The sequence below is a fragment of the uncultured Rikenella sp. genome, assembly GCF_910577125.1.
Lineage (GTDB): Bacteria > Bacteroidota > Bacteroidia > Bacteroidales > Rikenellaceae > Rikenella.
The window spans coordinates 1-15482 of sequence record NZ_CAJTMN010000001.1 but is presented as its reverse complement, the minus strand read 5'-3'; the positions used below and the strand labels follow the sequence as shown (position 1 = coordinate 15482).

At 53.6% G+C, this 15482-nt stretch carries 11 protein-coding genes and 1 tRNA gene; 5 read left to right on the top strand and 7 right to left on the bottom strand.

Annotation, left to right across the window (positions count from 1 at the left end; translation table 11 throughout):
• The first annotated feature begins 40 nt into the window (after positions 1-40).
• Both QZ292_RS00060 and QZ292_RS00055 read left to right on the top strand, forming a co-directional pair.
• The gene (locus QZ292_RS00060; protein ID WP_294596010.1) at positions 41-1279 is read left to right on the top strand and encodes a hypothetical protein; all 1239 of its coding nucleotides are present in this window, start codon (positions 41-43) and stop codon (positions 1277-1279) included.
• A gap of 99 nt (positions 1280-1378) precedes the next feature.
• Positions 1379-1861 carry a DUF456 domain-containing protein gene (locus tag QZ292_RS00055; RefSeq protein WP_294596009.1) on the top strand — a complete coding sequence of 161 codons (483 nt, stop codon included), beginning with the start codon at positions 1379-1381 and terminating at the stop codon, positions 1859-1861.
• A 178-nt stretch (positions 1862-2039) separates the two neighbouring features.
• Here the strand turns inward: QZ292_RS00055 and QZ292_RS00050 are convergent, their stop codons facing one another.
• Positions 2040-2684: an OmpH family outer membrane protein gene (locus QZ292_RS00050; protein ID WP_294596008.1), complete on the bottom strand. Its 645-nt coding sequence runs from the start codon at positions 2682-2684 to the stop codon at positions 2040-2042.
• Between the two features lie 127 nt (positions 2685-2811).
• Here QZ292_RS00050 and ruvA point away from each other — a divergent pair, with 127 nt between their 5' ends.
• From ruvA to QZ292_RS00035, 3 genes are all read left to right on the top strand, one after another.
• On the top strand, positions 2812-3402 hold the full coding sequence (gene ruvA / locus QZ292_RS00045) for a Holliday junction branch migration protein RuvA (RefSeq protein ID WP_294596006.1): 591 nt from the start codon (positions 2812-2814) through the stop codon (positions 3400-3402).
• Positions 3403-3976: 574 nt separating this feature from the next.
• Entirely contained in the window at positions 3977-5344 is a 1368-nt protein-coding gene (locus tag QZ292_RS00040) for an MATE family efflux transporter (RefSeq protein WP_294596005.1), read from the top strand.
• A gap of 111 nt (positions 5345-5455) precedes the next feature.
• Positions 5456-7708: an inorganic phosphate transporter gene (locus QZ292_RS00035; protein WP_294596003.1), complete on the top strand. Its 2253-nt coding sequence runs from the start codon at positions 5456-5458 to the stop codon at positions 7706-7708.
• 476 nt (positions 7709-8184) lie between these two features.
• On the opposite strand, the gene QZ292_RS00030 is transcribed toward QZ292_RS00035, so the two are convergent.
• The 6 genes from QZ292_RS00030 to QZ292_RS00005 all read right to left on the bottom strand — a co-directional run bounded on the left by QZ292_RS00030 (position 8185) and on the right by QZ292_RS00005 (position 15296).
• Positions 8185-9096, bottom strand: coding sequence for a fimbrillin family protein (locus tag QZ292_RS00030; RefSeq protein ID WP_294596002.1), 912 nt, complete (start codon positions 9094-9096; stop codon positions 8185-8187).
• A gap of 71 nt (positions 9097-9167) precedes the next feature.
• Positions 9168-10082: a fimbrillin family protein gene (locus QZ292_RS00025; RefSeq protein ID WP_294596000.1), complete on the bottom strand. Its 915-nt coding sequence runs from the start codon at positions 10080-10082 to the stop codon at positions 9168-9170.
• Positions 10083-10144: 62 nt separating this feature from the next.
• Positions 10145-11119, bottom strand: coding sequence for a DUF5119 domain-containing protein (locus tag QZ292_RS00020; protein ID WP_294595998.1), 975 nt, complete (start codon positions 11117-11119; stop codon positions 10145-10147).
• A 31-nt stretch (positions 11120-11150) separates the two neighbouring features.
• Positions 11151-13199 (bottom strand): DUF3575 domain-containing protein, encoded by a 2049-nt coding sequence (locus QZ292_RS00015; protein WP_294595996.1) that lies wholly within the window; start codon positions 13197-13199, stop codon positions 11151-11153.
• 479 nt (positions 13200-13678) lie between these two features.
• Positions 13679-13752, bottom strand: a tRNA-Asp gene (locus QZ292_RS00010).
• 131 nt (positions 13753-13883) lie between these two features.
• Positions 13884-15296, bottom strand: a complete 1413-nt coding sequence (locus QZ292_RS00005) for a DHA2 family efflux MFS transporter permease subunit (protein ID WP_294595995.1) — start codon at positions 15294-15296, stop codon at positions 13884-13886.
• Between the last annotated feature and the right edge of the window lie 186 nt (positions 15297-15482).

The following is a 15482-nucleotide window of genomic DNA, read 5'->3' as shown; positions in this document are numbered from 1 at the left end:
ATAGGGGATAGGGATTTGTTTTTTCACAACGCATACACACATGTTAAGTGAGTACTGCTATACCCACCTCGAAGCCGATCTGGCACAGTGGCAGGCGGAAAAAGATCCCAGTCTGTTGAGTCGGTTATTCTGCGTCTTCGCGGCGCCGCACGCAGCCCAAACCGATGTACTCAAACATCGTGTAGCCACTGTTTTGGCGGAATACTTAGACGACATTTCATACGAACGAATGATTCGGACAAGTATTCAAATGCGCCAAAGTACCTCGATGGAATGGAGTATCGATTGGACTCCATATCGAATTGAAGATTTTCTGACGGAATCGATGTCCGACGAGGAACGCCGGGCAGTGGTTATCTTTGCCTCGTTCCACTGTTGCGGCTACGTTCGGCAGCGAGCCGTCCGAGCCTTGCCCGACTATCCGAACACCCTTCCTTTCATCGCCTTGCGAATGGCCGACTGGGTCATACCCCAGATTCGTCGGGAAGCGAAGCAAGCATTCGCCCGTAGGCTCCCGCAAACGACCGACCAAGAGCTGCTCGACACCTTGCCGGTGATCGAGCAGGTAAAATATTGCGGCAATCCGCAGGCCTACATTGCGATGTTGGCCCCCCGGCTGGCGGGGAACACGGCTTTGTTCGAGCGGATTCTCGGTAATCCGGATATCCGAATACGACGGTTCGGCATCCCGAACATCCGGGAATTTCTGCCGGAGACATCCGGAACGGTACTCATCGGCCACTTGACCCGGGAGCCGGATCCGTTTCTACGACAACTCATTCTAAAGTCAGTCGTTGATTCCGGCCAAGACCTCCGACCTTACTATGACCTCCTGCTGCGGGACAAATACCCGCGCAATCGGGGAATAGCCTTGTCCTCGCTGCACGACACCGACCCGGAGGCGAGCCTAACCACAGCTCGCGCTATGCTGCTCGATAGGAACTCCTACGTCCGGAACATAGCGAAATGGATCATCCGACAACACGACTCGACATTCGACCTTTACGATTTTTATCGCACGCGGATAGAAGAACATCCGAAAGTCTGTATCATAGAAATCGCTGAAATCGGGAAGCGACGTGAAGATGTAGCCCGAATCGAGTCGTTTTTAGACCCTACGCATCCTGCGATCTGTCGGGCGGCCATGAAAGCTCTCATGCAGTTAGACGCACCGCATTACATACAAAAAATCCAAGAAATGTTAGCTTCCCCGCGTTTTAGTATCGCCAGAATGGCTTTCAAACTGCTTCATCATTACCCCCGGACTGTTCGTGTATAACGCGATAGCTTCGAGAGGGGGCACGCACAGGAAATTTCGCTGTTCAGGGACAAGTTACGCTCCCGTATCGCATATTCGCCACAAACAATTCATTCGATTATGGACATTTTTCTGATTATTCTCGCATTCGTTATCCTACTGCTCGGTATCATCGGTTCGGTCGTACCGGCCCTGCCCGGCGTACCGCTGGCCTACCTGAGCCTCTGGATCGGGCGGTGGAGCGGTTATACCCCCTTCAGCGACACCTTTATGCTCATCATGACCGGTGTCTGCCTGATCGTTTTTCTGTCGGACTACTTTTTGCCCCCGTTGATCCTCAAGCGCGCCGGCGGCAGCAGTGCGGCAACCTGGGGATCGATTATCGGCATGATTCTCGGCCTGTTTTTTCTGCCCATCGGGATGTTGTTCGGCATGATTCTCGGTGCTTTTCTCGGTGAACTGTGGTACGCGAAAAAATCGGGCACAGAGGCTTTGAAAGCTGCCGTAGGCACTTTCATCGGCTTTCTGCTGGGAACGGGCCTGAAACTGTTACTCTGTTTCTACATCCTATACCGAATGATAGTCGCCCTCGCCGCCGCATAGAAAAATACAATTTTCGCCATCCCGACCGGGGAACTACCAAACTCCTTTAATTCGGTTACAGTATTCCCCCCTCAAAACCATAAAACTCAATAGCTTTTTCATCAGAAAAACAAAAAGGCCTCCCGGAAAAACAGGAAGCCTCTCTACAAAAACAATTTAACACTTACAATGCCACCGACTATTTCGCCTGCTTCATCGTATCCAACTGGAGACGATACTCATCGTTCAATCCCTTCAGCAAATCGTCCGTAATGTTCAATGCCGGATCGGCCAGCACCACCGGATTCCCTCCCTGCGTACTGATAATCATGCTGTATTTCTTCTCCGCATTATATTTGCGCATGTATTGCATGATCGCCTCACTGATCCGGTTCATCGCTACCGCCTCTTCCTCTGCCAGCTCCTGCATCTTCCGTTCCCGATACTCCATCACCGCCTGCTGCTTTTTCTGCAACCCCGCTTCGATATCCTGTGCCTGGAACCGTGTGATCAACCCCTTCTGTGCCCGTTCCTGATAATCGCGTACCTCACGTTCCAAACTGCGTCCCTTGGCCGTCAGTTCATTCTGTGCCTTTTCGCTCTTTTTGGAAACAGCGTCCAGCAGATCTTTCGCCAATCCATAACCACTCATAATGGAATCGATCTGTACATAAACGATCTTCCCGTTATATTCGATCTTTTCCGCCGTGTCGGCAGCCGTTTTCGTCGAATCGGCCGCATTCGTCGCCGAAGCCCCCTTAGAAGATTTATCGCAGCCGACGAAACACAGTCCCAGCGTCAAAACCGCTGCCAACGATACGATGTGGAGTGTAATTTTATTCATTTCCCGTTAAAATATTGAGTTTCCGATTTTCAGATGCAAATATGGTAAAAATATTCCATCCTCCCGCGCCATTTCCCGAAATCTCCGGGAAAAAGTTATCTTTGCTCCGGCTTCACTCACTCCAACCATGTACGAATACATCAAAGGCCGAATCGCCGAACTGACCCCCACCTACGTCGTGATCGAGGCGGCCGGAATCGGCTACCTGCTCCAAATCTCGCTGCAGACCTACACCGCCATCAGCTCGGTCACCGAAACGACCCTCTACATCCACCACATCCTGCGCGAAGATGCCCAAATTTTCTTCGGCTTCAGCCAGCAGAAAGAACGCGAACTGTTCCGCCTGCTGCTCTCCGTATCGGGGATCGGCGCCAACACGGCCCGGATCATGCTCTCGTCGTACGGGGTGGAGGACATGGTGCAGATCATCGCCACAGGCAATGTCGGGGCTCTGAAGAGCGTCAAAGGGATCGGCGCCAAGACGGCCGAACGGGCCATTGTCGACCTGAAAAACAAGGTGCTCAACGTGGCGGCCGTTTCAGACGCTGCGCCGGGCATCTTCGCCGAGGTGACCGAGAATATCGACGAAGCGATATCGGCCCTGACCATTCTCGGTTATCCGAAATCGGCCTGCGAAAAGATCGTCAAGGCGATTTGCCGCGAGAATCCGTCGCTCACTGCCGAAGCGATTATCCGACAGGCACTTACTCAATTGTAAGCACTCCGGAGGGCACATCCCGCCTTTCCCGGGCCGGAAAAAGTTGGTTATTCCGAACCGACTCCGTACCTTTGCACGGAAACATTCGAAAACCGAGCGTTTTGTAATCCTCATCGGAGGGTATTGCAGCAATAGTTGTAATGCTGGATAAGATGACTGGGTAAAACCAATCATCTTATCCAGCATTTTTTTAATCGTTCCTTTCTCTGTAACCGTTTTTTAGTGACCAGAGGGTACTATTCTCTTTGTGAACAAAGAGAACCAGAAAAACTTTAGAGGATGCTTCGCATCCTAAAGCTGCCGGCGGCCCAACCCTCGGACTTTTCTTTGGGCCGGGGATTCTTCCGGGGCGCGCGGGCACTCTTAGGGTAGAGGCGGCCATCTCGGAGTGCCCGCGGCACCGCCCCGGAGAACCCCGACCCAAAAGTAATTTCGAAGACTGAGGACTGCGGAGCGTAAGGCGTAGCGTAGCTAACTAAAAGTTCTTTGTGCCGTTTTCTTGCAAGAAAGCGGCAGTCCCGTCCGACACAAAGAACGGGTTGCAAGAAATAGAACAATTTATAAAAGTGTTAAGATGAAAGATGCTCTTGATTTGAAGCAAGAAAATGTCGGGAAACTGTTTCGCCAATATTTTTTCCCGACCCTGCTGGGTATGCTCGGCATGTCGGCCGTAACCGCCGTTGACGGCATTTTCGTCGGCCACAGTGTCGGCAGCGACGGTATCGCCGCCATCAACATCATCGTTCCGGTTCTCATGCTGATGACGGGAATCGGCCTGATGACCGGCGCAGGCTGCTCGGTGGTAGCCTCCATCCATCTCTCCCGCGGACGTTTCAACGCAGCCCGCCTGAATGTCACACAGGCATTGCTCTTCGTAACCGTCATAACCGCCCTCCTTATCACGGCGATGGTCGTCTTTCCCGACCGGACGGGACGCCTGCTGGGAGCATCACCCCATCTGCTGCCTCTGGTCAAGGAATATATGCTGTGGAATGTGCTCTCGTGGATCTTCATGATATGGACAGCCGTATCGCTTTTCGCGATCCGGCTGGACGGAGCGCCGAAACTGGCCATGGCATGCAGCCTGATTACAGCAGGACTGAACGTGATACTCGACTGGCTCTTCATGTTTCCGCTCGGATGGGGGCTGATGGGAGCGGCCTTCGCCACCTCGCTGAGCACCGCCGTTGGCGGCCTGATCGCCGTCATCTATTTGGCCCTCTATGCCCGCCGGCTGCGTCTGCTGCGTCCGAAGCTCAACCTGACGAGCCTCCGGCTGACCCTCCGCAACCTCGGATATCAGTGTCGGATCGGTTCTTCGGCCCTGCTGGGCGAGGCGACGATGGCCGTCCTGATGTTCATGGGCAACCGGATTTTCATGCACTACCTCGGCGACGACGGCGTGGGCGCTTTCGGAATCGTATGCTACTATGCTCCCTTCATCTTCATGGTCGGCAACGCCATCGCTCAGTCGGCCCAACCGATCATCAGTTACAATTTCGGATTGGGCGCCCGAAAACGCACGCGGGAGACCGAAACGATCGCCCTGCTGACGGCTGTCGTCTGCGGCCTGGTCACGACCGCCGTCTTCAGCCTCTATCCCGATCTTCCGGTCGGCCTGTTCGTCGATCTGCAGAACCGCGCCGCCGAAATAGCGGTCGCCGGCTTTCCCTTTTTCGCCACCGGATTTACGGCCTTCATCTTCAACCTCACGGCCATCGGGTACTTCCAAAGCGTCGAACGGATTCGGGCGGCCACCCTTTTCGCTCTGTCGCGCGGTTTTCTACTGCTCATTCCGAGCTTTCTGCTGCTTCCCTGCTGGATCGGCATCCGGGGCATCTGGCTCGCTATGCCGGTCGCCGAAAACCTGACGGCGCTCCTGATCGTCGCCTTCTATTACATCGTGCGACATCAGGAGAAAAAACAGAAAAGCGCCCGGTAAGACCGTGCACACCTATTGTGAAATCCAGATTAATTCGGTACTTTCGTCGAGGATTTGGATTGTGGTTTGTCGACAGACGCCCCTCTCTATTCCGTTTTAACCGAACTTTTCATGGACAATATCTACCTGTTTGTCTTGGTGATCCTGATGGCGTTCGCCATCTCGGCCCTGATCGTCGGAGTTTCGAACGACGCCGTCAATTTTCTCAACTCGGCCCTCGGCTCGAAAGCCGCTCCGCGATACGTCATTCTTCTCGTCGCTTCGACAGGGATTCTCCTCGGCTCCATTTTCTCCAGCGGTATGATGGAAGTGGCCCGCCGGGGAGTTTTTTATCCCGAAAACTTCTACTTCCACGAGATGATGATGGTCTTCCTGACCGTCATGTTCACCAATGTCATCCTGCTGGACCTGTTCAATACGTTCGGTCTGCCGACCTCTACGACCGTTTCGCTGGTATTCGGCCTCTTGGGCTCGGCCGTGGCGGTGGCGATGGTGAAGATCTGGAACACGGCGGGAGAGAGTCTGGCCGATCTGCCGCACTACATCAACTCGGGAAAGGCGATGGGGATTATTTTCGGGATACTAGTATCGGTCATCATCGCATTCATCACCGGGACGGTGGTCATGTACATCACACGGGTGATCTTTTCGTTCCACTATCAGCGGGCTTTCCGATACGTCGGGCCGCTGTGGTGCGGGATCGCTCTGACCGCCATCTCCTACTTCGCCATCTTCAAGGGGCTGAAAGACACCCCGATCATGCCGCGGGAACTGATGGCGTGGATGGACGCCCATACGGGACTGATGATGGTCTACTGTTTTATCGGATGGACGATTCTGATGGGGGTGATTCACTATCTGTTCCGACTCAACATCCTGAAACTGACGGTACTGGCCGGTACTTTATCGTTGGCGCTGGCTTTTGCCGGAAACGACCTGGTCAATTTCATCGGGGTCTCGGTAGCCGGCTACGACTCCTATAACATCGCTGCCGAAGCTGCAAAACACGGAGCCGATCTCGCGACCTTTAAAATGGGGGCTCTGGCTTCGGATAATATGGGGGCGGTGGCCAATCCGTACATTCTTTTCATCGGCGGATTGATTATGGTTACCACCATCTGGCTCTCGAAGAAAGCCCGGTCGGTTTCCGACACCGAAATCAATCTGGCCCGTCAGGACGACGGGGTAGAGCGATTCGGTTCCACATCGCTCTCGCGGGCTTTGGTGCGCGGGGCGGTCAATTTCAACAAGAATTTCGCCAAATACGTACCGGAACGGGCGCAACGGTTTATCGCCAAACGATTCGAACCGATGGCAGTGATCGAAGCGGCGGAGAAAGCGCCGTTCGACCTGATTCGGGCCACGGTCAATCTGGCGGTCGCTTCCATCCTGATCGCATCGGCCACGTCATTGCGGCTGCCGCTTTCGACCACCTACGTCACCTTTATGGTGGCGATGGGTTCTTCGCTGGCCGACCGGGCGTGGGGACGCGAGAGCGCGGTATATCGTATTACGGGCGTGCTGACAGTCATTTCCGGATGGTTTCTGACGGCGGCCGTAGCTTTTACGGTGGCATTCATCGTCGGGCTGGTGCTGATGTACGGCGGGAATATCGCCATCTACGGACTGGCGGCGGTTTGCGTTTTCATCCTCTTCCAAAGCAAAGTGCTCTTCTCGCGGCGGCAGAAGAAAGCGGCGGCGCGAGAAGCTCTGTATCACGGTAACAACGGAGAGCTGAACATCGTGGACGAATCGACACAGGAGATTTGCAACGCCATGCAGACGATGACCAAACTCTATCAGGAGACGATCGAAGGGTTAGCCAGCGAAGACCGGCGGAAGCTGAAAGATACGATGCGGGCGGCGGAACAGATGTATCAGGAGGCTCATGAGCGGAAGTACCGGCTGTTGCCGATTTTGCGAAAGTTAGAGGCCAACAACATTGACACGGCACACTATTATGTACAAGTAGCGGACTATGTGAACGAGGTGGCAAAGGCATTGGTACATATCACGCGGCCAAGTTTCGACCACATCGACAACAACCACGAGGGATTAAGTCCCGCTCAATTGGCCGATTTACAGGAGATCAACGAGCGGGTTTCGGCCATTTACGACGAGATTATCCAAATGTTGCAGACCAAAGATTTCAGCCACCTGGACGATGCTCTGCAACACCGGGACGAACTGTTCGAGATACTGGCCAAGGCGATCAAGAACCAGATTTACCGCGTACGGGACAATGCGTCGAGCTCGCGGAGCAGCATGCTGTACCTCGATATCATCAACGAGACCAAAACGATGGTGCTCCAGTCGCGAAACCTGCTGAAATCCCAGAAACATTTCCTGGCGGCGGACGAATAGTCCGGTTGCCGTGAGTTGCGACACGCACCAAAATTCCCCGTTTGGGAACATTCAACCCGTTGTCTCTTTGCCCGGACAACGGGTTATTTTTCCGCCCCACATTCCCCGGAATTGAACCAATTCTTACAGAAATCGTTGGAGCACAAGAGTAAAAAGGATGGATGATCAAGAAGTCCGTTGTGTCGGCTGTCAGCCGGTCGTTCTGCTGCAAATAAGATGATCCCAAAGATCCGGCCTATTGAGCTTATCCTCGATTCGGCCTTATTCGGACGGGAGATCATCATGAATTCGATTGAGAAATCAAACGATTTCATGCGAGATTACATCCGGCACGTCAATCGATTCCACAATGTGTTTCGATTGTCTGAAAGGGCAGAGTAGTACCGATCATTCCACCGTGAGACCCGCAAACAACAGCAGCGGTCGGTATTCTCCCAAATACCGACCGCTGCTGTTGTTTTAATTATCTGTAAAGTTTACTTGATAATCAGATCATTATCAGCTTCCACATCTTCCCAATCCACCACCACTGGATCAAATTTAACCTGAGCTGCACCATTCGGATTCAGCGTAATGTTATAAAGATACGGTTTCCCCGGTTTGAGAGTCAATTTACAGGAACCGGTAAAAGGCAGCTCCTGACCCGGAATATCCGTCACTATCACATTTACCGTCATCTCCTCGCCCGTCGCCAGAACATACGATTTCGCCCCCGTCTTATCCGTCAATTTCTCTGTCGGATCCGCCCCGGTAATCTTCCCCGTCTCCAAATCCAACGTCCCGGTCTTATAAAAACCGGTAACCGTCATCTTGGCGGGGGTCAAATCCATCGTGACACCATCCTTAGGTTTCAACTTGAAACCGATCTGCGAACCGGCATGTCTGAATTCCAGGTTCACCCGCGTCGTCCCCGGTACCGCATCCACCGTCTTTTTCCCCCACAGGATATCCGTCCCGTGGCTCACCGGAATCCGTTTGGCATCAGCCACATTTTGCACCTGCGGGGCATATGCAAAAATATCGTACTTCGTCCCCGAGGTCAAAACGACGCCCGTGCCTCCCGTCAAGGTAATCTGACCGCTCGAAGTGCAAACGAACGGCAGGTTTTTCCACTCAGCGTAGTTCACATTCGCTGACCCCGGTGTCGCCGGAGTCTTCAGAATATAAACCCCCAGATTCGTATTCGCCGGCAATTGTCCTCCAGCCCGCGTTTCGAGCGGTTTCGCCGCAGCTACAGAAGAGGAAGAAGCTCCCGCGTCGTCATTATCGCTGAAGGTCACTTGCCCGCTCAAAACCAACTGGGACGGCGCCCCCTCGATCCCTTTGTCCTGTTTGGTACAACCGGTCGCAGTCAGCAGAAGAGCCGCAAGTACGTAAAACGTTTTCATAATCTCACTCTCGATATTTGAAGATAAGATGCCCGAGGGGCAAATTTCAATTCGTTCTTTCTATTTTGTATTTATTGCCCCAGCTCCAAATCTCCCTCTTCTTCGTCTTCCCACGGAAGCAACGTGCTGTCGTCCATATCCAAATCGGTATCCCGGTCGACCACTTTAATGGAAACCTTATAGTGCATCCCGCTCTGGAACTTCTTGGTATATACCCCCGAGAAGGTAGTCCCATCGGCCAAAGTCACTTCGGCATTCAACTGCATATTTTCTCCCGGCACGAAATAGATTACATCCGTCTTCAGGTCTGTGTTATTGATCCCGGTCAAAACGATCGTCGGATCGACCGCCCCGAGCACCAATTCTCCGGTGGCTAAATCTACAGTCCCGTCCTTAACAAATCCGGTCACTTTAAAAGTGGCTCCCGTCAGATCCACACTCTTTCCATCGCCCGTATCCCCACCGTTCACCAGTTCGAACTGAATTTGCGATACTTTATGCTGGAAAGTCAACGCGGTGCTGTGTGTCTTTGCATTGGGTTTTTCCTTTTCGCTTTTCGCCCAGATCATATCTTTCCCATGCTCCACCTTGACTCCGTCAGCCGCCACCACCGCCGGGTCATGCGGCCCGTAAGCGATCATATCGTACTCCCACCCCGTAGTCAAGATAATCGGATCTCCGGTATTGTCCAATCCTCCCGAAGCATTCGCCACATGTTTCAGATTCGATACTCCCGCCGTCTCCACGCTTTCCCCCGAAGTCCGATTCACAACATATATCCCGGTTTCCACTCCATTCGCCAAGGGTAGGGTAGTAGTCACCTGCTGTTGTGCCTTGGTTCCTCCCATCTGCTGGGTTTTCCCGGTCAGAAACAACTGAGACTTTTCGCCTTCCGGCATCCTCAGCTCTTTTTTGGTACAACCGCTCACTCCTACAGCCACGGCACAGATCGCCGCAAAGGCCGAGAACCAAGTGATTTTTTTCATAATCATCTATATTTCCCCCGATTAATTTAATTCGTGCAAAATCCCCCGCACAATACTAACCTCTAATTCCCCTCACCATTCGGCCGGTTGTCCACAATCATATCGTCGGTCGTCACCTGGAAGTCCGTAATTTGAGCCGTAAAACCTCCTTCCGAAGTGGCCGAAACTTCCACATCGATATCGATCGTAATCTCTGCCGCCGCCGGATTGTCGATACTTTCCGGCCCGATCTCAGCTTCGATCGCCTGAGATCCGCCATTATCGAAGTTCAGATCCAGCCGCACACTATTCGCCCCCTGTTCCCCTCCCTCTGCAGGCTGGATTCCGAAAATCAGGGTATTTGCCGAATAGAGCACAGATCCATCCACCTGTTTCACCTCAGGGGTCAGCGGTACCATCGCCTTATATCCCCCGGTACATTCTCCCGAGCACAACCGAATCGAAGAAGCGACTCCCGTCAAGGCCATTTGCAATCCGGTCACCTTATCCGCATCGCCGTTCACGAGAATCTTCACCATCACGTGTTGCATCCGCGGCGCCGGAGTCATTGTCGTCCGTATGGTATCTTCTTTTTCAACGGTCAATTCACCGAACTGCGCACTATACAGCCATCCCCCCGCCTCCTTGATCCACTGTTCTTCCGATGCGGCCTTATTGTACAACGGCAGCGCATAGGCATACGCGTTTTCAAAATTTTCGACATCAGCAAATGCAACCCCCTCTATTCCTTCATTAAAAGCCAATACCTTATATTTTCCCGACGCCACCGTCCCCTGATATGAGCCGTCTTCTCCGCTCTCGCCGCGCACCAAGGTACCGCCCTCACCATACAAATAGACCGACATCTTTTCCGGTTTCGTCGTCCCTTCGACCTGATTTTTCCAGTCGAAGTTCACGATCACCCGCCCTTCGTCCGGCTTGGTGTACAAACTCCGTCTGACACACGAAGTCGTCCCCAAACCGCTCCACACAGCCGCCACAGCCATGACAATCACCCCCATCTTTTTCGATCTTCCGAAATGTAGTATCTTGTTCATGATAAATCTGCGTTTCCCTATTCAAAAATTACTACCGACCCAAGCCGAAACGGTATACCAGTGAAACTTTCGCTCCCGTCAGGCCAAAATAGTTGGCCGACTTCGATGATTCATATATATAGGTCGAAGCTTCTTTGTGATAACGGTCGTAATCGGCCCGTACATATCCCCCACGCAAGCCGAGTTCCATCCCGAAGTGAGGCGTGAACGGCAGATATCCCCCTACCGAAATCCCCGCGCCGTAATAATCACCGGTCTTACCGCCCGTGAGGCGATCTTTGGACATATAGTCGAACTGCCCCAGGTGTCCGTACACCCCGACATACAGTCCGCGATATTGTCCCGCCTTCCGGGTCGTCCAATAACGCACTTCCGGACTGATTTCATTCACGGCATAGTGTTTCTTATAGAGGTTCATGTTCCAATCGGTATAAACCCCTTCGACCATCGCCGACCAGCGTTTTGCGAAGTAGAATTCGACTTCGGCATTCGCAGCAATCCCCGCCCAGTAAGCCAGGTTGGTCTTCACCGCTACCAGAGGCCGTACCAAGGTCATCGGTTCATGTGCCACCTTAACCTTAGCCGGTTTTTCCGCTTTAACGGGTTTCACCGGTTTCACCTTCGCCGGCTTCACCTCTTCTTTCATTTTCACGGTCTCCATCTCTTCAGCCGGCACAACTTCGATAGCCACGGCCTTTTCCGGCTTCACCGGTTTCACTTTGACTGGCTTAACCTTTTCCTGTTCTTTAATTTCCTCTTTTTCAACAACTTCAATCGGAGTAACCGGAGTAATAGGAGCGACAGCCAGTACCTCTTTTTCCTTGACTTCGACCTTTTCGGCGACAGCCACAGCCGCTTTCTGTTTCTGTGCCTTGGCCGGTTTCATTTTAATCTTCTTGGCGTCCGCCATCCCCGCAACAAAAGCCGAGTTACCGGAGATCTCCAGCTCCATCACCGCTTTCTGCTTGGCATTCGAAGCCCGCAAAAGGGTAGTGCTGATCTCTTCCATAACCACTTTATTGGCTTTCGTCTCCGAGGATCTGGAACCCAATTCCAATCCGGCGATATTCGTCGCCCCTCCTCTCCCCGCAGGAGCCGCAACTGCAGCGGCCACTCCCTGTTCCTGCAAGAGTTGCTGTACCAAAGCGTCGATTTCCGGATCACGCCCCTGCTGAGCATAGCTGTTGTCCGCAATCACCGCCGGCCGCACAGGCTGCACCGGTTGCACATTCGAAACTTTCGGAGTCTCTGCCACAACCACCGGAGCAGGCGTCACCACCGCCATCGCCTCTTGTTTCCGTTTCACTTCCTGTTGTGCCAAAGAATCAATAAAGCGTTGCAATTCCGCATCCAGCGCTTTCTTTTCCTCTTTCGTCGGTTCCCACAACGGTTCTGCCCGAACAACCGGCGCCTCAGCTACCACCGCTGCCTGCCGAACAGGTTCCTTCTTATAATCGTCTTTCGGGGTCGATTTATTATTATCGACCGGTAAAATTACTTCCGGTTCCCGCTCTGCAACCACCGGTTTTACCGGGGCAGGCTGTTCCGCCGGCCGTGCGACCGCCACCTCCTGACGCGGTTGTTCCTTAGCCGAGAAAGTGTGTGCCGGCACCACTTCCACCGCTACCGGTTGCTGTTCCCGGCGATTATCCGCCTGAGGCGCTGCCGGCTGCTGCTGACGCGAAGTCGTCCCGAAGACATCGTTTCGTCCGAACGGAGACATATATCGACTTTCGTCGCTTCCCATCATCCCCCCGCCGTTAGTAGTACCTTTCTTCGCCAGACTCGACCCGTTCATATAAACGGTAACGGTCACCTTTTTCAGCATCCCGAAGACCTGATCCGGTGCCATGACATTGTTTTTAGCCACGACATTTCCCGTCACGACCACCGCCTGCCGCAACTGTGAATTTCGGATCACCGGATCGACATACGCCTTGACCGCAGCCACCCGCTGTTCCGCCACATCGACGTTCCCCAGCGGATTCGCCGCCGTGGAGTAAGAGGTGATCACCACCGAGTCGATGCGCGCCGACGCCGAATTGGCTACATCACGCACCAGTTTATCGAATTTGGCCATTGCCGCCGCATTCTGGCCGTAATTTGCGCTCAGTTCGGAATTTCCCAGACCGAATGCGAAATCGACGGATTGTTTTTGCGGTGCTCCCAGCCCTTGTCCCTGCGCAAAAGCCACCCACACGCTGCCCCCCAACAAGCCCAACAAAGCCGCCGCCACTCCTCGCAACGACCGCTTTCTACCGTTCGAAAAACCTGATTTTCTGCGTTTTGCAAAATCCATATCCGTTCAATTTATGCCCGAATCCCCATCCAGAAGAGGATATTTCACGCGGCTAAATTAATAAATTTTAGTCAGTAATCCACACTTATTGTCAGATTTCACATTTTTTCGTTTCCAAATCCTGCTTTCGGAACGCGAGCCCCTTTCTTCCGTCCCCCTCCCGAGAAACCGGCCCTTCATCAATATCCATGCAAAATCAGACAATGCCCATATAAAAAAACGCCTCTTCCATCCACAGAAGAGGCGTGTTAAAAAACTCGCGGTGCGGACGAGACTCGAACTCGCGACCCCCTGCGTGACAGGCAGGTATTCTAACCAGCTGAACTACCGCACCGAATCCACAATCCCAAATCGGCATTGCGAGGACAAATATAAGACCTTCTTTTCCTTTTACCAAACGTTCGGACGATTTTTTCAAAAATTCCATCCCACCGTTCTCCGCCACCCGGATGTTCTTTCGGCCACTTACGCTTCTTTCTTCTTGATTCTGACGGAATTGCCGGCCGTGGGACGTAAAAAGGCATAACCGAACAGGTGGAGGAGTCCCAAAACAGCCACGGCCATAAAAGCCAGCCGAAAATCCAACACGGTGTAATGTCCCGGCATACCGCCGTCGAACTGGTTGGCAAAACGCAGCAGAACCGCTCCGACGGCAATCCCCATTCCGGTGGACATCTGTTGCACCGTACTATATAAGGTATTGGCCGAGGTCATTTTCCGTTCGGCGATGTCGGCAAAGGCCAGAGTGGTCAGCGAACTGAACTGCATCGATCGCACCAGACCGGCGCAAAACAGCGTGACAACGATCATCCAGACGGGGGTCTCGGGCGAAAACAGGGCGGTCAGAAAGGTAAAAAGAGCCACCAACGCGCCGTTCACCAACAAAATGCGGCGGAACGAGAAACGACGGATCAGCCATACGGTCGCCGTCTTCATCGAGAGGTTGCCGGCCATGGTGGACAAAAACAGCAACCCCGAACGAAACGGGCTCAACCCGAATCCCTCCTGAAACATCAGCGGCACCAGATAGGGGAAGGCTCCGATCACGATCCGCGACACGGAACCGACCCAAATCGTGATGCTGTAGGTCCGCACCCGCATCACCGAATAGTCGATCAGCGGTGTCTCCACCCGGGCCGCATGCCTCACATTCCAGTAAAGCAGCAACAGGCTCGCCACGACGACCGAGCTGGAAAAGGTATACGAAATACCCGATTTACTGAACATTTCGACGCCGTACATAAAACCGGCCAAAGCGAGGCCGCTCAATGCGAATCCTCCCCAGTCGAAAGGCAATTTCCGTTTCGCCGGCCGTGCCATATCGTCCGGAATATAGTGCCAGGCCAATAAAATACAGGCGATCCCGATCGGCACGTTCAGATAAAAAATCCATCTCCACGACCAAAACGAGGTCAGATATCCGCCCACGACCGGCCCCATGATCGGAGCCACAAGCGCCGGAATGGTGATATAGTTCATGGCTGTGGGCAGATCCTCTTTGGGCGTGGTCTTGAGCACCGCCAGCCGGCCGACGGGCGACATCATGGCGCCGGCCATCCCCTGCATGATGCGATAGGCCACGAACTGCCACAAACTGTGCGAGGTGCCGCAAAGGGTAGAGGAGAGGATAAAAAAGGCGACCGACGAACAAAAGACGCGGCGGGTGCCGAACCGCTCGGCGATCCAGCCACTCACGGGGATAAACACCGCCAGCGCCATCAGATAGGAGGTCACCCCGGTACTCAGCCGCACGACGTCCACGCCGAACGTGTCGGCCATGGCCGGAATGGCCGTATTGACCGCCGTGGTGTCGAGGAATTGCATGAAAAACGCAACGGCTACGACCAGCGAGACTCGAATCGTCGTCTGTTTATCCATCGATAATTTGTCCGAAAAGCGCCCCGAAATTACACAATATTATCATACGGTTTCCTCTCTCGGCTATATGCTGCTGCCGCCCCGGGCGTCTGCGACCGCGGCTACGGCGAGGGCGCGTTGTGGGGTGTCTGCAGCAGCGGGCACAGCTGGTCTTCCGCTACAAGCGGCATCAACGGTTTGTACTTG